This is a genomic window from Streptomyces sp. OfavH-34-F (assembly GCF_022347745.1).
Lineage (GTDB): Bacteria > Actinomycetota > Actinomycetes > Streptomycetales > Streptomycetaceae > Streptomyces.
Map to the genome: position 1 here is coordinate 1 of NZ_JAKRGC010000100.1, position 20390 is coordinate 20390.

Below are 20390 nucleotides of genomic sequence, written 5' to 3' on the forward strand. Positions count from 1 at the left end.
CCAGCCCGCCGCGCCGGGTGTCGTGCGGGTGGTGGCCCGGCGCCTGCGCCGCAGGAAGGCGTACGCGGCGAGCGCGGCGACCGCGCAGAGCAGGACGACCGGCAGCAGCAGATCCCCGGCACCGGTCCCGCCGGAGCCGCCACCGGGGTCGGCGGCGCCCGGTGTGATCGCCGGGGTGGGCACTGCCCGGCCGGCCAGGACGGCGGCGCAGCCCTCGGCGGCGCCGATCGCGGCGCCCGCCCAGTCGTTGCGCCGGAGCGCCGGCTCGACGGCGGTGCGGGCCACCTCCCGGAGTCCGGCGTCGGTCAGCGGCGAGTCCTGGTCGAGGGAGTAGCCGTACTGCCGGGCGTGGGTGGCGACGGCCAGCAGCACGTCGTCGCGGCCGAGTCCGTTGCGCCGGGCGGTCTCGTCGGCCCAGTCCTGCGGGGAGCGTCCGGAGAAGTCGCGTACGTACACCACGAAGAGCTGGACGCGGTGCTCGTCGTAGAGCCGGTCGAGGGCCGCGGTCACCTGCGGCTCCCGGTCGCCGAGCGCGCCCACCCGGTCGGTGATCTGCCCCTGCCGGGACAGGGTGACCGGATCGTCGGCGGATGCGGTGGGCGCGGGGGCCAGGGCCAGCCAGCACGCCGTCAGCAGTGCGGCGAGCAGCGCCCGGCCCGGCGGGGGAATCCGGGTTCGGCTCACGGACGGCGTCACGTTTGCGAGGCTATGTCCAGCTCCGGGGTGCCGCGACACGAGCCGGTCGCCGTGGGCCGCCGCCCGTAAATCGTTCGGCGCCGGCGGGGCGTGTCCCTACTGTCACGGCCATGACGTCCTTCGCGCACGACTACCCCTTCGACCCCGCCTACGGCTACACCCTCGACGCGCTGAAATCCGTTCCGGCGCCGCCCGCCCCCGACGACTTCGCCGCCTTCTGGCGGGAGCGGTACGCGGCGGCCCGCGCCGTCGCCACCGACCCGGTCATCGGCGCCCTCGTGGAGGAGCGCGACGGCGTACGCGTCCACGAGGTCGCGTACACCTCGGTGGGCGGGGTGCGCCTGGGGGGCTGGCTCGTCCTGCCGGACGGGCCCGTGCGGCACGGCTTCGTGGTGGGCCACGGCTACGGGGGCCGGGCGGAACCGGGGCGCGACGTGCCGCTCCCGCTGCCCGCCTCGGCCGCGATCCTGCCCTGTGTCCGGGGGATGGGGACGCGCGGCCTGGTGGCGGGCATCCCGGACGTGGCCGACGGACATGTGCTGCACGGCATCGGGGCGCGCGACACCTATGTCATCGGGGACTGCGTGGCCGACCTGTGGTGTGCGGCCTCCGCGCTCGGGGAGCTGGTCCCGGAGACGGCCGGGAAGGGCCTGGGGTACGTGGGGGAGAGCTTCGGCGGCGGGCTCGGCGCGCTCGCCCTGCCGTGGGACGAGCGGTTCGCGGCGGTCCAGCTGACCGTGCCCACCTTCGGCAACCACCCGCTGCGGCTGACGCTGCCGTGCGCGGGCAGCGGCGAGTCCGTGCGCGGCCACCACGCCGCACACCCCGAGGTGACGGAGGTGCTGCGGTACTTCGACGCGGCGACCGCCGCCACGTTCCTGGAGCGGCCGACGCTGGTGGCGGCGGCCCTGTTCGACCCGGCCGTGCCGCCGCCGGGGCAGTTCGCGGTGTACAACGCGCTCGCGGGGGAGCGGGAGCTGCTGGTGTCGGCGGCCGGGCACTTCGTGCACCGGGGGCTGCTCGACGACCTGGCCGCCCTGGACGCGGCGCGGCGGGAGTTCTTCGCGAAGTGGCTGTAGGGCGCCCGGCCGGCCGGGGGGCTCCGCCGCACGGGTGAGGTTTCGGGCGGCCGCGCCGTGTCGGGGCCGCCTTCCCGCGCGAGGGTGTTTTCAGTGGAGGGACGAGATCAGTGTGATCAACTGCAAATTCCGCCGAAAACGCTCATTCCGGTCCATGCGTGGCGCGGGCCGGGCCGTCCCCGGAGGTACCAGCCATGTCCCACGTCGGCGTCCCGCGCGGGACGGCCCGAAAGCGCCGCCGCCTGCCCGCCCTCCTCACCGCGGGCGTGCTCACCCTCCCCGTGCTGGCCGGATGCGGCTCCGGCGGGGACGAGCCGGCGCCCGTCGCCGCCGCACCGCAGGACGTGGCCCGTGCCGCCCGCGACCGGGTCGCCGACGGCGGCCGGGTCACCTGGGCGGTCGACGCCCTGCCCAGTACGCTCAACGCCTTCCAGGCGGACGCCGACAGCGCGACCACCCGGATCACCGGAGCCCTGCTGCCCACCCTCTTCCCGCTCGACGCCCAGGGGCGCCCGCAGCTCAACCCGGACTACCTGGAATCCGCGAAGGTCACCGAGACCGAACCGCGCCAGGTCGTCGTCTACCGGCTCAACCAGCAGGCAGTCTGGAGCGACGGCCGCGAGATCGGCGCCCCCGACTTCGTCGCCCAGTGGCGGGCCCTGAGCGGCAAGGACTCCGCGTACTGGACCGCCCGCAACGCCGGGTACGAGCGCATCGAGAAGATCGAGCGCGGCGCCGACGACCTGGAGGTCAAGGTCACCTTCGCCAAGCCGTACGCGGACTGGCGCTCCCTGTTCTCGCCGCTCTACCCGAAGCAGGTGACCGGTTCCCCGGACGGCTTCAACGAGGGCGCCCGCACCACCCTCAAGGCGACCGCCGGCCCGTTCCGGCTGCGCGAGGTCGACAAGAAGACCGAGTCCGTCACGCTCACCCGCGACCCGCGCTGGTGGGGCGCGCGCGCCAAGCTGGACTCCCTCGTCTTCAAGGCCGTCGCGCCCCAGGACCGCGCGGACGCCCTGGCCGAAGGCGCCGTGGACGTCGCCGACATCGACTCCACCACCGCCCACCGCATCGCCCAGGCCGCTCGCGAGGGCGCCGCCGGAGCGCCCGCCCAGGGAGGCCCCGGCGCCCCGCTCAGCCCGGCCCAGGCCCTGCGCTCTTGGGCCGTCGCGCACGGCACCGACGAGGACGCGGCGGCCGCGGAGCAGGAGGTCAGGGACAAGAGGGCCGAGGCCGCCGAGGCGTACGCCGACGAGCAGAGCGGGCTGCGCGCGTACGTGGTCCGCAAGTCGCTGGAGCCCGCCTACACCCAGCTCGCGCTGAACGGCGAGTCCGGGCCGCTCGCCGACGACCGGGTGCGCCGGGCCGTGGCCCGCGCCCTGGACCGCCAGGAGCTCGCCGACACCGTGCTCAAGCCGCTCGGCCTGCCCGCACAGCCGCTCGGCAGCCATCTGGCCGTCGCCGGGCAGCCCGCGTACCGCGACGCCAGCGAGGCACTCGGCCCGCAGGACACCGAGAAGGCCCAGGCACTGCTCGCCGCCGCCGGCTGGACGCGCGAAGGGGCGCTCGACCGGAACGACGGCACCAAGGCCGGCAGCGAGGGCGAGAAGCAGAAGAAGGACGCCGAGAAGGAAGCCGCGGAGAAGAAGGACGCGGCAGAGAAGAAGGAAGCCGCGGAGAAGAAGGGGAGCGCGGGCCAGGAACCGGCCGACGACGGCAAGCCCGGCGAGGCCGTGCGCGACGCGGTCCCGGCCCAGGACCGGCAGCCCGGCGGCGCCGCCGGGGCCTACGCACCGGCCGGTACCGCGGCTCCCGCCGGCGGCGCCGACGCCGCCTGGGGCCCGCTCGGCAAGAACGGCAAGCCGCTGAGCCTGCGCTTCGTCCTGCCCTCCGGGCCCGGCTCCGCCGGAGTGCGCAGCGTCGGCGAGAAGATCGCCGCGATGCTCGACACCATCGGCATCCGCACGGTGATCACCAAGGTGTCCGACGACAGCTACTTCCGCGACCACGTGGCGTCCGGCGACTACGACATGGCCCTGTACTCCTGGCCCGCCACCGCCTACCCGGCCACGGACGACCGGCCGATCTTCGCCAAGCCGGTCCCGGCCTCCGACGGCTCGCTGCTCGTCGAGCAGAACTACACCCGGGTCGGCTCGGACCACATCGACCAGCTCTTCGACCGGGCGGCTTCGGAGCTGGACGAGAAGGCGGCGCAGGACCTGATGCGGCAGGCGGACGCCCGGATCTGGGCCGCCGCCGGATCGATCCCCCTCTTCCAGCGCCCCCAGCTCGTCGCCACCGGAAAGTCCCTGGTGAACGTCGGTGCCTTCGGCCTGGCGGCCCCGCACTACCAGGACATCGGCTACAAGGCTCCGCTCGCCGCGGGCCCCCCGGCGCGGCCGGCCGGGGAGTAGCCGGCCGGGCGGCCCCGCCGGGGCCGGAAACCGCCCGGGAAGCCGCAGTCGTGGCCGCCCCGTACCATGGAGGTCAGCCGTGGCGCGTCCGCCCGGCGGGCCCCGAACCGAGAGAAGCGCAAGCCACCCATGCCCACGCGCCACGACATCCGTAACGTAGCCATCGTCGCCCACGTCGACCACGGCAAGACGACCATCGTCGACGCCATGCTCAAGCAGGCCGGCTCCTTCGCCGCGCACGCAGCCGAGTCGCTCGACGACCGCATGATGGACTCGAACGACCTGGAGCGTGAGAAGGGCATCACGATCCTGGCCAAGAACACGGCGGTCAAGTACCACCCGAAGGATGGCGGCGACGTCATCACGATCAACATCATCGACACCCCCGGCCACGCCGACTTCGGCGGCGAGGTCGAGCGCGGTCTGTCGATGGTCGACGCGGTGGTCCTGCTCGTGGACGCCTCCGAGGGTCCGCTTCCGCAGACCCGCTTCGTGCTGCGCAAGGCGCTCCAGCAGCGCCTGCCCGTCATCCTGTGCATCAACAAGACGGACCGCCCCGACTCGCGCATCGACGAGGTCGTCAACGAGACCTACGACCTCTTCCTCGACCTGGACGCGGACGAGGAGCAGATCGAGTTCCCGATCGTCTACGCGTGCGGCCGCGACGGCATCGCCTCGCTGACCAAGCCGGAGGACGGCACGGTCCCGGCGGACTCCACCAGCCTGGAGCCGTTCTTCACCGCCATCCTGGAGCACGTCCCGGCCCCGACGTACGAGGAGGACGCCCCGCTCCAGGCGCACGTCACCAACCTCGACGCCGACAACTTCCTCGGCCGCATCGCGCTGCTCCGCGTCGAGCAGGGCGAGCTGCGCAAGGGCCAGACGGTGGCCTGGATCAAGCGCGACGGCTCGATCCAGAACGTGCGCATCACCGAGCTGATGATGACCGAGGCGCTCACCCGCAAGCCCGCCGAGGTCGCCGGCCCCGGTGACATCTGCGCCGTCGCCGGTATCCCCGAGATCATGATCGGTGAGACCCTCGCCGACCCGGACAACCCGGTCGCGCTGCCGCTGATCACGGTGGACGAGCCCGCCATCTCGATGACCATCGGCACCAACACCTCGCCGCTGGTCGGCCGGGGCGGCACGGGCAAGGGCGCGGACGCCAAGGCCGCGGTCAAGGACCGCAAGGTCACCGCCCGCCAGGTGAAGGACCGCCTGGAGCGCGAGCTCATCGGCAACGTCTCGCTGCGCGTCCTGGAGACCGAGCGCCCCGACGCCTGGGAGGTGCAGGGCCGCGGTGAGCTGGCGCTGGCCATCCTGGTCGAGCAGATGCGCCGCGAGGGCTTCGAGATGACCATCGGCAAGCCGCAGGTGGTCACCAAGGAGGTGGACGGCAAGGTCCACGAGCCCGTCGAGCGCATGACCATCGACGTGCCCGAGGAGCACATGGGCGCCGTCACACAGCTCATGGGCGTCCGCAAGGGCCGCATGGACAACATGTCGAACCACGGCTCCGGCTGGGTCCGCATGGAGTTCATCGTGCCGTCGCGCGGCCTCATCGGCTTCCGTACCGAGTTCCTGACGAACACCCGCGGTACGGGCATCGCGCACTCCATCCACGAGGGCCACGAGCCGTGGTTCGGCCCCCTGACGACCCGTAACAACGGTTCGCTGGTCGCCGACCGCGCCGGTGCCGTCACCGCCTTCGCGATGACGAACCTCCAGGAGCGCGGCGTGCTGTTCACCGACCCCGGCACCGAGGTGTACGAGGGCATGATCGTCGGCGAGAACTCGCGCTCCGACGACATGGACGTGAACATCACCAAGGAGAAGAAGCTCACGAACATGCGGTCCTCGTCGGCCGACTCGTTCGAGGCCATCGTGCCGCCGCGCAAGCTCTCCCTGGAGCAGTCCCTGGAGTTCTGCCGCGACGACGAGTGCGTCGAGGTGACCCCGGAGGCCGTCCGCATCCGCAAGGTCGTCCTCGACCAGAAGGAGCGCAACCGCGCCGCGTCGCGCGCCAAGCACGGCTGAGCCGTTACCGCCAGTCGCTTTTCAGCCGACGATCCGTCAGCTCTAGGCATTGCCCAAGCGCAGGGCCCTCACAGACACTGTGGGGGCCCTGCGCCGTGGTCAAGTGGTTTTTACGACCGCTCGTCCAGCATGTGAGACGGATTCGTCCGATAATCGGAGGTTGCTCTCCGAAACATGTGCTAACAGTCCGTTTAGGGGCTGTCTGTCTGGGATCGCTTTGTCCGGATTTTGGTCCGCGCAAGTGACGGATGTTGTCAAACCGAGACCCTATAAGTGTGGTTTAAGGCCCAGACGTACTTAATAGTTGGCTCCGTTGAGCTCGGGTCAATGGGTCACGCACCGTGGGGAGTGCGCCGACTCACGAGCACACTAGGGGCACTGAACGATCACCGTCAGGGGTGTCGGTGTATCGACCCAGTGCCCTTCTTGTAGTCAAAAGTGGACTCATGAGGAGGAAACCCATGCGTGGTGCCAAGAGCGCCAAGTGGGTCGCGGGAGCGGCCATCATCGCCCTGGCTGCGACCGCCTGTGGTGGCGGCGACAGCGACGGTGACAAGGGCAACAAGGCCAGCGCCAAGGGCGCCGTGAACCCGGACGGTTTCTTCTCCGTCGAGGTCGGTGAGCCGCAGAACCCGCTGCAGCCGGCCAACACGATGGAGTCGAACGGCAGCATCGTCACCGACGCGATCTTCTCGCAGCTGGTGGACTACGACGCCTCCGGCAAGCTGGAGATGATCAACGCCGAGTCCGTCGAGACCACGGACAGCAAGCTCTGGACCGTCAAGCTCAAGAAGGACTGGAAGTTCCACGACGGCACCCCCGTCACGGCCGAGTCCTACATCAAGGCCTGGAACTGGGCCGCCAACATCAAGAACAACCAGACCAACGCGTCCTGGTTCGCCGACATCAAGGGCTTCGCGGACGTCCACCCCGACGACGCCAAGGCCAAGCCGAAGTCGGACGTCATGTCCGGTCTGAAGAAGGTGGACGACTACACGTTCACCATCGAGCTCAACGCCCCGCTGCCGTACTTCTCGTACAAGCTCGGCTACACGGTCTTCTCGCCGCTGCCCGAGTCCTTCTACGCGGACCCGAAGGCCGCCGGTGAGAAGCCGGTCGGCAACGGCGCGTACAAGTTCGTCAGCTGGGACCACAAGAAGCAGATCAAGGTCGAGCGCAACGACGACTACAAGGGTGCCGACAAGGCGAAGAACGGTGGTGTGATCTTCAAGAACTACACCACCCTCGAGACCGCCTACGAGGACCTGAAGTCCGGCAACGTCGACGTGCTGCGCCAGATCGGCCCGAAGGACCTCCCGGTCTACCGGTCCGACCTCGGCGACCGCGCCGTGGACAAGGCGTACTCGGCGATCCAGACCATCGCCGTGGCCTTCTACACCGACCAGTGGAAGAACATCGACCCGAAGGTCCTCCAGGGCCTGTCGATGGGCATCGACCGCGACACGATCACCAAGACCGTGCTCCAGGGCACCCGCGAGCCGGCCACCGGCTGGGTCGCCAAGGGCGTCCTCGGCTTCCAGCCGAACGCCACGGGCGACGTCACCAAGTACGACCCCGCCAAGGCCAAGAAGCTCATCAAGGACGGCGGCGGCGTCCCGGGCAACAAGATCTCGATCCAGTTCAACGCCGACGGCGGCCACAAGGAATGGGTCGAGGCGGTCTGCAACAGCATCACGCAGTCGACCGGCGTCAAGTGCACCGGTGACTCGAAGGCCGACTTCCAGGCCGACACCAACGCGCGTGACGACAAGCAGGTCAAGTCCCTGTACCGCTCCGGCTGGGTGCTCGACTACCCGGTGAACGCCAACTTCATCTCGGACCTGTTCCGTACCGGCGCCGCGGGCAACCAGGGCGACTTCTCGAACAAGGCCCTGGACGCGGAGATCAAGAAGGCCGACTCCGCCGCCTCCCTCGACGAGTCGGTCGCCGCGTACCAGAAGATCGAGAAGGAGCTGGTGAACTACATGCCCTCCATCCCGCTCTGGTACTACAAGGTCAACGCCGGCTACTCGGAGAAGGTCCAGAACGTCGACTACGCCCAGGACGGCGACCCGATCCTGACGCAGATCGAAGTCAAGAAGTAACCACACCGACGTAGTCCGCGCGCACGCGCGGGACCGCCGCTGAAACGGTCCCGCGCCTGCCGCTCGCAGTGGCCGGGGGGCCCTTCCACGCAACCGACCCACCCTTCGGGGGCCGTCGGCCGGGGAAGGGCCCGTCGGCTGCCGCCGCCTATTACATGGAGGCATGATGGGGCGCTATGTCGCACGACGACTGCTCCAGATGATCCCGGTCTTCCTCGGGACAACGCTGCTTATCTTCCTGATGGTCTACACGCTGCCCGGCGACCCCGTGCGCGGGCTCTTCGGGGACAAGGGTGCCGACCCGGCCACTCTGGAAGCGATGCGGCACAAGCTCGGACTGGACCAGCCGATTCTGGTGCAGTACTGGGAGTACATGAAGGGCATGGTCCTTCACCTGGACTTCGGCGACCAGATAGCCAGCGGGCGCCCCGTCACCGACGTGCTCGGCGACGCCTTCCCGGTCACTCTGCGCCTGGCGGGCATGGCGTTCGTCATCGAGATCATCCTGGGCATCGGCCTGGGCATGGTCGCGGGTCTGCGGGCCGGCCGGCTGGCCGACAACGCGGTCCTCATCCTGACGCTGCTGATCATCTCGATCCCCGTCTTCGTGCTGGCGCACATCGTGAAGTCCGTCTTCGCCGACCAGCTGGGCCTCATCTCGCCCAACGTCTCCAACGAGGCGACCTGGAGCGAACTGCTGACGCCTGCCATCGTGCTCGGCTCGCTCTCCCTCGCGTACGTGGCACGACTGACCCGTACGACGATGGCCGAGAACCTGCGGTCCGACTACATGCGCACCGCCGTCGCCAAGGGACTTCCCAAGCGCCGCATCATCGGCGTGCACCTGATGCGCAACTCGATGATCCCCGTCATCACCTTCCTCGGCACCGACCTCGGCGCCCTGATGGGTGGCGCGGTCGTCACCGAGTCCGTCTTCAACGTCAAGGGCATCGGCGGCACCATCGTCGAGTCGATCACCCGGCGTGAAGGCACCACCCTGGTGGGGCTCGTCACCATCCTGGTGCTCGTCTACCTCTTCATGACCCTGATCGTCGACCTGCTGTACGCGGTCCTGGACCCGAGGATCCGTTATGCCTGACGTGACCAAGACCGCACCCGCGCCCGAGGACGTCCACGGCCCCGTCACGGACCCGACGTCCGTCGTGAAGGCCGCCAAGGCGCGCAGCCTGTGGGGCGACGCCTGGGCCGACCTGCGGCGCAACCCCTACTTCCTGGTGTCCTCCGTCCTCATCGTCATCCTCCTGGTGATAGCCGTCTTCCCCGGCTGGTTCACCGGGGCTTCGGCGACCCACGCGGACCTGGGCAAGCACTTCCTGAAGAAGCCCGAGCTGGGCAAGATCGGCTCCGAGGGCTGGCTCGGCTACGACGGCCAGGGCCGCAGCGTCTACGCCCGCGTCATCTACGGCACCCGCGCCTCGATCACCGTCGGCGTCTGCGTCACCGTGCTGGTGACGCTCTTCGGCGGCCTCATCGGCATGCTGTCCGGGTTCTTCGGCGGCTGGGTGGACGCGATCCTCTCCGGCTTCACCAACATCTTCCTGGGCCTGCCCTTCCTGCTCGGCGCGATGGTCGTCCTCCAGTCCTTCAGCGAGCGCAAGGTGTGGGTCGTCGTCCTCGCCCTGGCGTTCCTCGGCTGGACGCAGATCGCCCGTGTCATGCGCGGCGCGGTGATCACCGCCAAGGAGGCCGACTACGTACAGGCGGCGCGCGCCCTCGGCGCGAGCACCAGCCGGATCATGTTCCGGCACATCCTGCCGAACGTGATGGCGCCCGTGATCGTCGTCGCCACCATCTCGCTGGGTGTGTACATCTCGGCCGAGGCGACCCTGTCGTACCTGGGCCTCGGTCTCGCCGACCCGACCATCTCGTGGGGCATCGACATCTCGACGGGCTCGAACCAGATCCGGGTGGCGCAGCACATCCTGATCTACCCGTCGATCATGCTCAGCATCACCGTTCTGGCGTTCATCATGCTCGGCGAAGCCGTCCGCAACGCCCTCGATCCGAAGTCGCGATAGGAGGGCGAACGTGGCCACCATCAACAAGACCGCCGAAGTCCCGTCCGCACGCCGGGGTGACGACCACGTCGGTCCCCTGCTCGAAGTCCGTGACCTGCACGTGGAGTTCCACACCCGCGACGGTGTGGCCAAGGCCGTCAACGGTGTGAACTACAGCGTGGACGCCGGCGAGACCCTCGCCGTCCTCGGTGAGTCCGGCTCGGGCAAGTCCGTGACGGCGCAGGCCGTCATGGGCATCCTCGACATGCCGCCCGGAAAGATCCCGCAGGGCGAGATCCTCTTCCGCGGCCAGGACATGCTGAAGATGTCCTACGAGGAGCGCCGGAAGATCCGCGGCCAGAAGATCGCCATGATCTTCCAGGACGCGCTCTCCTCGCTGAACCCGGTCCTCACCGTCGGCTACCAGCTCGGCGAGATGTTCCGGGTCCACCAGGGCCTGTCCAAGAAGGAAGCCCGTACCAAGGCCATCGAGCTGATGGACCAGGTGAAGATCCCGGCCGCCGCGGCCCGGGTCTCGGACTACCCGCACCAGTTCTCCGGCGGTATGCGCCAGCGCATCATGATCGCGATGGCGCTCGCCCTGGAGCCGGACCTGATCATCGCGGACGAGCCGACCACGGCGCTCGACGTGACGGTCCAGGCCCAGGTGATGGACCTCCTCGCGGAGCTCCAGCGCGAGTACAACATGGGCCTGATCCTCATCACCCACGACCTCGGTGTCGTCGCCGACGTCGCCGACAAGATCGCGGTGATGTACGCGGGCCGGATCGTCGAGACCGCCCCGGTCCACGACATCTACCGTGCGCCCGCGCACCCGTACACCAAGGGTCTGCTGGCCTCGATCCCGCGCCTGGACCAGAAGGGCCAGGAGCTCTTCGCGATCAAGGGCCTGCCGCCCAACCTGCTGAACGTGCCCTCGGGCTGTGCGTTCAACCCGCGCTGCACCGTGGCCCAGGACATCTGCCGTTCCGACGTCCCGGCCCTCCAGCCGGTGACCGGAAAGGACGGCACCGAGCTGGCCGGCCGCCGCAGCGCCTGTCACTTCTGGAAGGAGACGATCCATGGCTGACATCTCGAAGAAGTCCGTGGACGCCACCCCCAACGTCTCCGACGTCGAGACCGTCGACGCGGCGAGCGTGGCGGAGGCCGTAGCCGCCATCGACGCGCCCGTGTCGCAGGGGGAGCCGATCCTCCAGGTGCGCAACCTCGTCAAGCACTTCCCGCTGACGCAGGGCATCCTCTTCAAGAAGCAGGTCGGCGCGGTCAAGGCCGTCGACGGCATCTCGTTCGACCTGTACGCGGGCGAGACCCTCGGCATCGTGGGCGAGTCCGGCTGCGGCAAGTCCACGGTCGCCAAGCTCCTGATGACGCTGGAGCGGGCCACTGCGGGCGAGGTCTTCTTCAAGGGCCAGGACATCACCAAGCTGTCCGGCCGCGCGCTGAAGGCCGTGCGCCGCAACATCCAGATGGTGTTCCAGGACCCGTACACCTCGCTGAACCCCCGCATGACGGTGGGCGACATCATCGGCGAGACGTACGAGATCCACCCCGAGGTGGCCCCCAAGGGCGACCGGCGGCGCCGCGTGCAGGACCTGCTGGACGTCGTCGGCCTCAACCCGGAGTACATCAACCGCTACCCGCACCAGTTCTCCGGCGGTCAGCGCCAGCGCATCGGCATCGCCCGCGGCCTCGCGCTCAACCCGGAGATCATCATTTGCGACGAGCCGGTCTCCGCGCTCGACGTGTCGGTGCAGGCGCAGGTCGTCAACCTGATGGAGAAGCTCCAGGACGAGTTCAACCTGTCCTACCTCTTCATCGCGCACGACCTGTCGATCGTGCGGCACATCTCCGACCGGGTCGGCGTCATGTACCTCGGTAAGATGGCCGAGATCGGTACGGACGTCCAGATCTACGACCACCCGACGCACCCCTACACCCAGGCGCTGCTGTCGGCCGTCCCGGTCCCCGACCCGGCCGCCCGCGAGGGCCGCGAGCGGATCATCCTCAGCGGTGACGTCCCCTCGCCGGCCAACCCGCCGTCCGGCTGCCGCTTCCGCACCCGGTGCTGGAAGGCCCAGGACAAGTGCGCCACCGAGGTGCCGCTCCTCGCGGTCCCCGAGCGCTTCAAGGACGCGAAGTCGCCGGCCGCCCACGAGTCGGCCTGCCACTTCGCGGAGGAGAAGGACGTGGTGGGCGCGGCCTCGTAACGCCGCGCGCGACGCAAGGCGCCCCGGAACCCATCGGTTCCGGGGCGCCTTCGTCGTACCCGGCCGCCCGGGCGGTCCGTCACCCTCCGCTGTTCATGACGGACCGCGCCCGGCCTGCGGTGCTACTGGTACTGGATGCCCCAGAGGTTGTTGTTCCTCTTCACCGGGGCGATGTTGTTGCTCTTCTTCCAGATCTTGCTCTTCTTGCAGCCGCCGGTGCTCTTGGGCACCATCCGGTACTTCGTCACGCTGAAGCCCTTGGCCTCGTGGTACATCATCAGCCGGCCGCGCGTCTTGCCCTTCTTCTTCTGGACCGTGGCGGCGTACGTCCAGGTGTCCGACTTGGACCAGGTCTTGCCGACCGAGACGCTGAAGGAGGTCGACGCCTTGGCGAAGATGACGCCTGCCTCGGCGCCGACGGTCGCCGTCCCGGTCGCGGTCCAGGAACCGGTCTTGTTCTTGGCGTAGGAGATGGTCACCCCGGGCCTCGCCCAGTCGCTGTGCACCTGGGTGGCGCGCCAGACGGTCTTCTTGTCGCCGATCGAGTAGATCGGACTGCTGTCGCAGGCCGCGCCGGCCACCGCGGGGGCGGCGGCCCCGGCCACGATGCCGGCACCGAGCAGAGCGGTGGTGAGGGTGGTGCTGATGACGCGCTTCACGCAGGTCCTCCTGGTACGCGGGCGTTCTCGGGTGGTGCACGCGTCACGCTATGGATGAACACCACTGGTATGTAAGGGAATTGATGGAGTATTGAGGTTCTGTACGAGGAAGCGCGGATTCCGTTCGCACCGTCCCCGCCGACGGTGGCGCCGCTCCCGCGCCGCGCCCTTCGCCCGGTCCCCGCAGAGCGCGTCCGCGCCCGGCTCCTGGCCCCTTCTTGCGGCCCTGATGACCCGTATGGCTGGTGTATGTAGGCATCGGACCCGATATGGGGTGATATTTGTCCTCACGTGAGCCGGTGCACTACGAGGAGGCAGTCCATGCGCGGAGCCACACACGTCAAGTGGGCCGCATGCGCGGCTGCCGTCGCCCTGGCGGCGACGGCCTGCGGCGGGGGCGACAGCGGCGGCGGCGGCGGAGGTGGCGCCGACGGAATCGTGAGCTCCTCCTGGGGTGACCCGCAGAACCCCCTGGAGCCGGCCAACACGAACGAGGTGCAGGGCGGCAAGGTGCTCGACATGATCTTCCGGGGTCTGAAGCGGTACGACCCGAAGACCGGCGAGGCGCTGAACATGCTCGCCGAGAAGATCGAGACCAAGGACAACCAGAACTTCACCGTGACGGTGAAGGACGGCTGGACCTTCAGCAACGGTGAGAAGATCACCGCCAAGTCCTTCGTGGACGCCTGGAACTACGGCGCGCTGCTCAAGAACAACCAGAAGAACGCCTACTTCTTCGGCTACATCGACGGCTACGAGGACGTCCACCCGGAGTCCGGCAAGGCCAGCGCCACCAAGCTCTCCGGCCTCAAGATCGTCAACGACATGACCTTCACGGTCAAGCTGTCGCAGAAGTTCTCGCTGTGGCCCGACACCCTCGGCTACCCGGCCTTCGCCCCGCTGCCCAAGGCCTTCTTCAGCGACCACGCCGGCTGGCTCTCCAAGCCGGTCGGCAACGGCCCGTACACCATCGAGAAGTACACCAAGGGCTCCTCGATGAGCCTGCGCAAGTGGGACGGCTACCCCGGCGACGACAAGGCGCAGAACGGCGGCATCGACCTCAAGGTCTACACCGACAACAACACCGCCTACACCGACCTGACCGCGGGCAACCTCGACCTCGTCGACGACGTGCCCGCCTCGCAGCTCAAGAACGTCAAGTCGGACCTCGGTGACCGCTACATCAACACCCCGGCCGGCATCATCCAGACCCTCGCCTTCCCGTTCTACGACAAGCAGTGGGACACCCCCGGCGCGGCCAAGGTCCGCCAGGGCCTGTCCATGGCGATCAACCGGGAGCAGATCACCGACCAGATCTTCCAGAAGACCCGCACCCCCGCCTCCGACTGGACGTCCCCGGTCCTCGGCGAGGACGGCGGCTTCAAGAAGGGCCTCTGCGGCAAGGAGTGCACGTACAACGCCGCCGAGGCCAAGAAGCTGATCCAGGAAGGCGGCGGCATCCCCGGCGGCCAGCTCAAGATCTCGTACAACGGGGACACCGGCTCGCACAAGGAGTGGGTCGACGCCGTCTGCAACAGCATCAACAAGGTCATGGGCAACAACCGGGCCTGCGTCGGCGCCCCCGTCGGCACCTTCGCCGACTTCCGCAGCAAGGTCTCCCAGCAGAAGCTGCACGGCCCCTGGCGCGCCGGCTGGCAGATGGACTACCCGCTGATCCAGAACTTCCTCCAGCCGGTCTACTACACCAACGCCTCGTCCAACGACGGGAAGTGGAGCAACCAGCAGTTCGACGACCTCGTCGACAAGGCCAACGCCGAGACCGACAAGGCCAAGGCCGTCTCCACCTTCCAGGACGCCGAGAAGGTGATGGTGATGGAGATGCCCGTCATCCCGCTCTGGTACCAGAACGGCAGCGCCGGCTACTCGGAGAACATCACCAACGTCTCGCTGAACCAGTTCAGCGTCCCGGTGTACGAGCAGATCAAGGTCAAGTAGGGAACGGAGCCGGGCGGCCCGCGCGCGACCGCGCCGGCCGCCCGGCCGTCCCGTCACCCGACTCCTCAGCCTCCGTCCCCCGCGACCCCCGGAGCCCTTCATGGGACGTTATGTGATCCGGCGGCTGCTGCAGATGATCCCGGTCTTCTTCGGCACCACGCTGTTGATCTTCCTGATGGTGAACGTGATGGGTGACCCCATCGCGGGTCTCTGCGGCGACCGTCAGTGCGACCCGGCGACCGCCGCCCAACTCCGCTCCGAATTCGGCCTCGACAAGCCGGTCTGGCAGCAATACCTCACCTACATGGGCAACGTCTTCACCGGCGACTTCGGCACCGCGTTCAACGGGCAGAAGGTCACCGAGCTGATGGGCACCGCGTTCCCCATCACCATCCGCCTCACCCTCGTCGCGATCCTCTTCGAGATCGTCATCGGCATCAGCCTCGGCGTCGTCACCGGACTGCGCCGCGGCCGGCCCGTGGACACCACCGTGCTGATCCTGACGCTCATCGTCATCTCCATCCCGACCTTCGTCACCGGTCTGCTGCTCCAGCTGCTCCTGGGCGTCCAGTGGGGCGTCATCAAGCCCTCCGTCTCACCGGAGGCCCCCCTCGGCGAGCTGATCATCCCCGGCCTGGTGGTCGCCTCCGTCTCCCTGGCGTACGTCACCCGGCTCACCCGCACCTCGATCGCCGAGAACACCCGCGCCGACTACGTCCGCACCGCCACCGCCAAGGGCCTGCCCCGGCGCCGCGTGGTCGTCCGGCACCTGCTGCGCAACTCGCTGATCCCCGTCGTCACCTTCATCGGCACCGACGTGGGCGCGCTCATGGGCGGGGCGATCGTCACCGAGCGGATCTTCAACATCCACGGCGTCGGCTACCAGCTCTACCAGGGCATCCTGCGGCAGAACTCGCAGACCGTCGTCGGGTTCGTCACCGTCCTGGTGCTCGTCTTCCTGGCGGCCAACCTGATCGTCGACCTCCTCTACGCCGTACTCGACCCGAGGATTCGCTATGCCTGACCAGACACCGGACGAGGCGATCTCGGCGGCCGGCGCGGGCGGCCCGATGGACCTGGCGCTCGACGAGGGCGACAGTCTGGAGAAGACCCCCGGCGGCCCCGAGGGCACCGGCCCCGAGAGCAAGCCGCAGAGCCTGTGGTCCGACGCCCGGCGCGACCTGCTGCGCAACCCGGTCTTCCTCATCTCCGCCCTGATCATCCTGTTCCTCGTGGTCATCTCGATCTGGCCGCAGCTCATCGCCTCCGGCGACCCGCTCGACTGCGACCTCGGCAAGGCCCAGCAGGGCTCACAGCCCGGCCACCCCTTCGGCTTCGACGGCCAGGGCTGCGACGTCTACACCCGCGTCGTCCACGGCGCCCGCAACTCCGTCACCGTCGGCATCTGCTCCACCCTCGGCGTCGCCGTCATCGGCAGCGTCCTCGGCGGCTTCGCGGGGTTCTTCGGCGGCTGGTGGGACGCGATCCTCTCCCGCCTCACCGACATCTTCTTCGGCATCCCCGTCGTCCTCGGCGGCCTGGTCTTCCTCTCCGTGGTGACCAGCTCCACCGTCTGGCCGGTGGTCGGCTTCATCGTGCTCCTCGGCTGGCCGCAGATCGCCCGCATCGCCCGCGGCTCCGTCATCACCGCCAAGCACAACGACTACGTCCAGGCGGCCCGCGCGCTCGGCGCCTCCAACAGCCGGATGATGCTGCGCCACATCACGCCGAACGCCGTCGCCCCGGTCATCGTCGTGGCGACCATCGCGCTGGGCACCTACATCTCCCTGGAGGCGACCCTGTCGTTCCTCGGCGTCGGCCTCAAGCCGCCCGCCGTCTCCTGGGGCATCGACATCTCCGCAGCGTCCCAGTACATCCGCAACGCCCCGCACATGCTCCTCTGGCCGGCCGGCGCGCTGGCCGTCACGGTGCTCGCCTTCATCATGCTCGGCGACGCGGTGCGCGACGCCCTCGACCCCAAGCTGCGCTGAGGAGTCCGCTGCCATGCTGCTCGAAGTACGCGATCTGCACGTGGAGTTCCACACCCGCGACGGGATCGTCCGGGCCGTCAACGGCGTCAACTACTCGGTGGCCGAGGGCGAGACGCTCGCGGTCCTGGGCGAATCGGGCTCCGGCAAGTCGGTCACCGCCCAGGCCGTCATGGGCATCCTCGACATGCCGCCCGGGAAGATCAGCGGCGGCGAGATCCTGTTCAAGGACCGCGACCTGCTGAAGATGAAGCGGGAGGAGCGCCGGAAGATCCGCGGCCAGGAGATGGCCATGATCTTCCAGGACGCCCTCTCCTCCCTCAACCCCGTCCTCACCGTGGGCGAACAGCTCGGCGAGATGTACGTCGTGCACCGCGGCATGTCCCGCAAGGACGCGAAGGCCAAGGCCGTCGAGCTGATGGACCGGGTCCGCATCCCGGCCGCCAGGGAACGGGTCGGCAACTACCCGCACCAGTTCTCCGGCGGTATGCGCCAGCGCATCATGATCGCGATGGCGCTCGCCCTGGAGCCCTCCCTGATCATCGCCGACGAACCCACCACCGCCCTCGACGTCACCGTCCAGGCCCAGGTCATGGACCTCCTCGCGGAGCTCCAGCGCGAACTCAACATGGGCCTCATCCTCATCACCCACGACCTCGGCGTCGTCGCCGACGTCGCCGACAAGATCGCCGTGATGTACGCGGGCCGGATCGTCGAGACCTCGCCCGTGCACGACATCTACCGGGCGCCCGCCCACCCGTACACCAAGGGCCTGCTCGCCTCCATCCCCCGCCTCGACCAGAAGGGCCGGGAGCTGTACGCCATCAAGGGCCTGCCGCCCAACCTGCTCCACATCCCGCCCGGCTGCGCCTTCAACCCGCGCTGCCCGATGGCCCAGGACGTCTGCCGCACCGACGTGCCGCCGCTGTACGACGTGGCCGCGCACCGGCAGAGCGCCTGCCACTTCTGGAAGGAGACGCTCGATGCACGCTGACCAGGCGGAGAGCACGCGGGCGCGTCCGGGCGGCGAGCCGATCCTGGAGGTGCGCGACCTCGTCAAGCACTTCCCGCTGACCCAGGGCGTCCTCATCAAGAAGCAGGTCGGCGCGGTCAAGGCCGTCGACGGGGTCTCCTTCGACCTCGGGGCCGGCGAGACCCTCGGCGTCGTGGGGGAGTCCGGCTGCGGCAAGTCCACGGTCGCCCGGCTCCTCGTCCACCTGGAGAAGCCGACGGCCGGCTCCATCCGGTACAAGGGCGAGGACGTCACCCAGCTGTCCGGGCGGGCGCTCAAGGCCGTGCGCCGCAACATCCAGATGGTGTTCCAGGACCCGTACACCTCGCTCAACCCCCGCATGACGGTCGGCGACATCATCGGGGAGCCGTACGAGATCCACCCCGAGGTCGCCCCCAAGGGCAGCCGCCGCCGCAAGGTCCAGGACCTGCTGGACGTCGTCGGCCTCAACCCGGAGTACATCAACCGCTACCCGCACCAGTTCTCCGGCGGGCAGCGCCAGCGCATCGGCATCGCCCGCGGCCTCGCGCTCAACCCCGAGATCATCGTCGCCGACGAGCCGGTCTCCGCGCTCGACGTCTCCGTCCAGGCCCAGGTCGTCAACCTGCTCGACAAGCTCCAGGCGGAGTTCGGCCTGAGCTACGTCTTCATCGCGCACGACCTGTCGATCGTGCGGCACATCTCCGACCGGGTCGGCGTCATGTACCTCGGCCGGTTCGTCGAGATCGGCACGGACGCGGAGATCTACGACCACCCCACGCACCCGTACACCCAGGCGCTGCTCTCCGCCGTTCCGGTGCCGGACCCGACGGCGCGCGAGTTCCGGGAGCGGATCATCCTGCACGGCGACGTGCCCTCGCCGGCCAACCCGCCGTCCGGCTGCCGCTTCCGCACCCGCTGCTGGAAGGCGCAGAAGCGGTGCGAGCTGGAGGTGCCGCTGCTCGCGGTCCCGGCGGTCTTCCGGGACACGGACAGCCCCGCCCGCCACGACTCGGCCTGCCACTTCGCGGAGGAGAAGCGGGTGGTCCCGCCGGAGGACCGGCCGGACGGCGCGCCGGGCGAGGACGGCCAGGCCGACGCGGCGGCGCGGGCGGCGCGGCGGACGGAGCCCGGCGCCGGACCGGCCGCCCCCGGCGGCGAACAGGGCCCGCCCCCGCCCGCCGGAAGCAGCCGGGTGCGCTGACGCAGCGTCAACCGCCCGGCGGCACACCGTGATACCGGCGGCGTCGGCCCTCTTGTCCGGAGGGCGGCCGCACGGAAGTATCGACGGGGTGATACTCACCCGCGGAGCAAGAGTCACCGGAGCCGTCCTGTCCGCCGTGCTCGCGGTGATGGTCGCCTGCTGGCTGATACGGGACGTCCGGGCGGCGGATTTCGGCCAAGTGTGGCGGTACTGGGCCGGGTTCCACGAGAGCGGCCTGTGGGTCCTGCCCACGACGTCCGCCATGGACGTCGTCCTGTTCGTGGTGTACGTCGCGGTCGCCGTGGCCGCCCTGCGCACCACCGTCGCCGGCCCCGCGCTCATCGCCGCCGGGGCGGTCACCCTCGCCGTCCGGCTCCCCGGGCTCTGGACGATCGACAACCGGCTCATGGAGTCCGGCTACTCCGACGACCTGCGCTCACGCGCCCTGATCTGCGCCTTCGTGGCCCTCGCCGCGGGCGCCGCGATGATCATTACCGCCGGGGCCGGCCGCAGGCCCCCGGCCGACTCCTACGAGCCGCTGCCCACCAGGCCGGGGCCGGGCGCGGGCGTCGTGGCGTTCCTGGCACTGGGCGCGGCCGGGGCGGTGCTGATCGCCTGGGAGATCCGCCAGATGGTGCGGTACCCGGAGCTGTTCCCCGAGTGGTTCACGGGCGGGGACCGGATCGGACAGCAGCTGACCGGTGCCCCGCCGGGCTGGGGCGCCGTGACGCTGGCCCTGCTGTGCCTGTTCTGCGCGATCGGCGCGGTCGCCCGGGCGACGCACGCGCGTCCCTTCGGACTGATCGCCGCCGCGCTGCTGCTGCCGGGCGCGGTCATCGGCGTGGCGCGGATCGTGCACTACGAGATGTTCGACCACTTCGACGCGCTCCCGACCGAGATGCAGCTCACCCTGCTCAGCTGGATGTTCCAGGGCTTCGCGGCCGTGGCCGCGCTGATCGCCCTCGCGGTGCCCGGGGGGGCCGCGACGCCGGGGCCCGACCGCGGCCCGTGAGAT

16 protein-coding genes are annotated in these 20390 nt (G+C 69.5%); 14 read left to right on the forward strand and 2 right to left on the reverse strand.

Annotation, left to right across the window (positions count from 1 at the left end):
• A partial coding sequence (locus MHW47_RS16790) for a TPM domain-containing protein (protein ID WP_239224127.1) occupies positions 1–684 on the reverse strand: 684 nt, incomplete at its 3' end.
• 122 nt (positions 685–806) lie between these two features.
• Here MHW47_RS16790 and MHW47_RS16795 point away from each other — a divergent pair.
• The 8 genes from MHW47_RS16795 to MHW47_RS16830 all read left to right on the forward strand — a co-directional run bounded on the left by MHW47_RS16795 (position 807) and on the right by MHW47_RS16830 (position 12577).
• Positions 807–1775 (forward strand): acetylxylan esterase, encoded by a 969-nt coding sequence (locus MHW47_RS16795; protein ID WP_239224108.1) that lies wholly within the window; start codon positions 807–809, stop codon positions 1773–1775.
• A gap of 194 nt (positions 1776–1969) precedes the next feature.
• A complete protein-coding gene (locus MHW47_RS16800) occupies positions 1970–4189 on the forward strand; it encodes an ABC transporter family substrate-binding protein (RefSeq protein WP_239224109.1) in 2220 nt (739 codons plus the stop codon).
• 129 nt (positions 4190–4318) lie between these two features.
• Entirely contained in the window at positions 4319–6226 is a 1908-nt protein-coding gene (gene typA, locus MHW47_RS16805; protein WP_239224111.1) for a translational GTPase TypA, read from the forward strand.
• A gap of 461 nt (positions 6227–6687) precedes the next feature.
• Complete coding sequence (locus tag MHW47_RS16810) at positions 6688–8331, forward strand: ABC transporter substrate-binding protein (protein ID WP_239224113.1); 1644 nt, start codon at positions 6688–6690, stop codon at positions 8329–8331.
• Positions 8332–8497: 166 nt separating this feature from the next.
• The gene (locus MHW47_RS16815) at positions 8498–9430 is read left to right on the forward strand and encodes an ABC transporter permease (RefSeq protein ID WP_239224128.1); all 933 of its coding nucleotides are present in this window, start codon (positions 8498–8500) and stop codon (positions 9428–9430) included.
• On the forward strand, positions 9423–10370 hold the full coding sequence (locus MHW47_RS16820) for an ABC transporter permease (RefSeq protein ID WP_239224114.1): 948 nt from the start codon (positions 9423–9425) through the stop codon (positions 10368–10370). Before MHW47_RS16815 ends, MHW47_RS16820 begins: the two co-directional genes overlap by 8 nt.
• Before the next feature lie 10 nt (positions 10371–10380).
• On the forward strand, positions 10381–11439 hold the full coding sequence (locus tag MHW47_RS16825; RefSeq protein ID WP_239224116.1) for an ABC transporter ATP-binding protein: 1059 nt from the start codon (positions 10381–10383) through the stop codon (positions 11437–11439).
• On the forward strand, positions 11432–12577 hold the full coding sequence (locus tag MHW47_RS16830; RefSeq protein WP_239224118.1) for an ABC transporter ATP-binding protein: 1146 nt from the start codon (positions 11432–11434) through the stop codon (positions 12575–12577). The genes MHW47_RS16825 and MHW47_RS16830 overlap by 8 nt, the downstream gene beginning before the upstream one ends.
• Before the next feature lie 122 nt (positions 12578–12699).
• Here the strand turns inward: MHW47_RS16830 and MHW47_RS16835 are convergent, their stop codons facing one another.
• Complete coding sequence (locus MHW47_RS16835; RefSeq protein ID WP_239224120.1) at positions 12700–13236, reverse strand: hypothetical protein; 537 nt, start codon at positions 13234–13236, stop codon at positions 12700–12702.
• A 321-nt stretch (positions 13237–13557) separates the two neighbouring features.
• Here MHW47_RS16835 and MHW47_RS16840 point away from each other — a divergent pair, with 321 nt between their 5' ends.
• The 6 genes from MHW47_RS16840 to MHW47_RS16865 all read left to right on the forward strand — a co-directional run bounded on the left by MHW47_RS16840 (position 13558) and on the right by MHW47_RS16865 (position 20387).
• Positions 13558–15192: an ABC transporter substrate-binding protein gene (locus MHW47_RS16840; protein WP_239224121.1), complete on the forward strand. Its 1635-nt coding sequence runs from the start codon at positions 13558–13560 to the stop codon at positions 15190–15192.
• Between the two features lie 100 nt (positions 15193–15292).
• Positions 15293–16216: an ABC transporter permease gene (locus MHW47_RS16845; protein WP_239224122.1), complete on the forward strand. Its 924-nt coding sequence runs from the start codon at positions 15293–15295 to the stop codon at positions 16214–16216.
• A complete protein-coding gene (locus MHW47_RS16850; protein ID WP_239224123.1) occupies positions 16209–17183 on the forward strand; it encodes an ABC transporter permease in 975 nt (324 codons plus the stop codon). Before MHW47_RS16845 ends, MHW47_RS16850 begins: the two co-directional genes overlap by 8 nt.
• A 13-nt stretch (positions 17184–17196) precedes the next feature.
• The gene (locus MHW47_RS16855) at positions 17197–18174 is read left to right on the forward strand and encodes an ABC transporter ATP-binding protein (protein WP_239224124.1); all 978 of its coding nucleotides are present in this window, start codon (positions 17197–17199) and stop codon (positions 18172–18174) included.
• A complete protein-coding gene (locus MHW47_RS16860) occupies positions 18164–19375 on the forward strand; it encodes an ABC transporter ATP-binding protein (protein WP_239224125.1) in 1212 nt (403 codons plus the stop codon). The genes MHW47_RS16855 and MHW47_RS16860 overlap by 11 nt, the downstream gene beginning before the upstream one ends.
• An 88-nt stretch (positions 19376–19463) precedes the next feature.
• Positions 19464–20387 (forward strand): hypothetical protein, encoded by a 924-nt coding sequence (locus tag MHW47_RS16865; RefSeq protein WP_239224126.1) that lies wholly within the window; start codon positions 19464–19466, stop codon positions 20385–20387.
• Positions 20388–20390 lie beyond the last annotated feature (3 nt).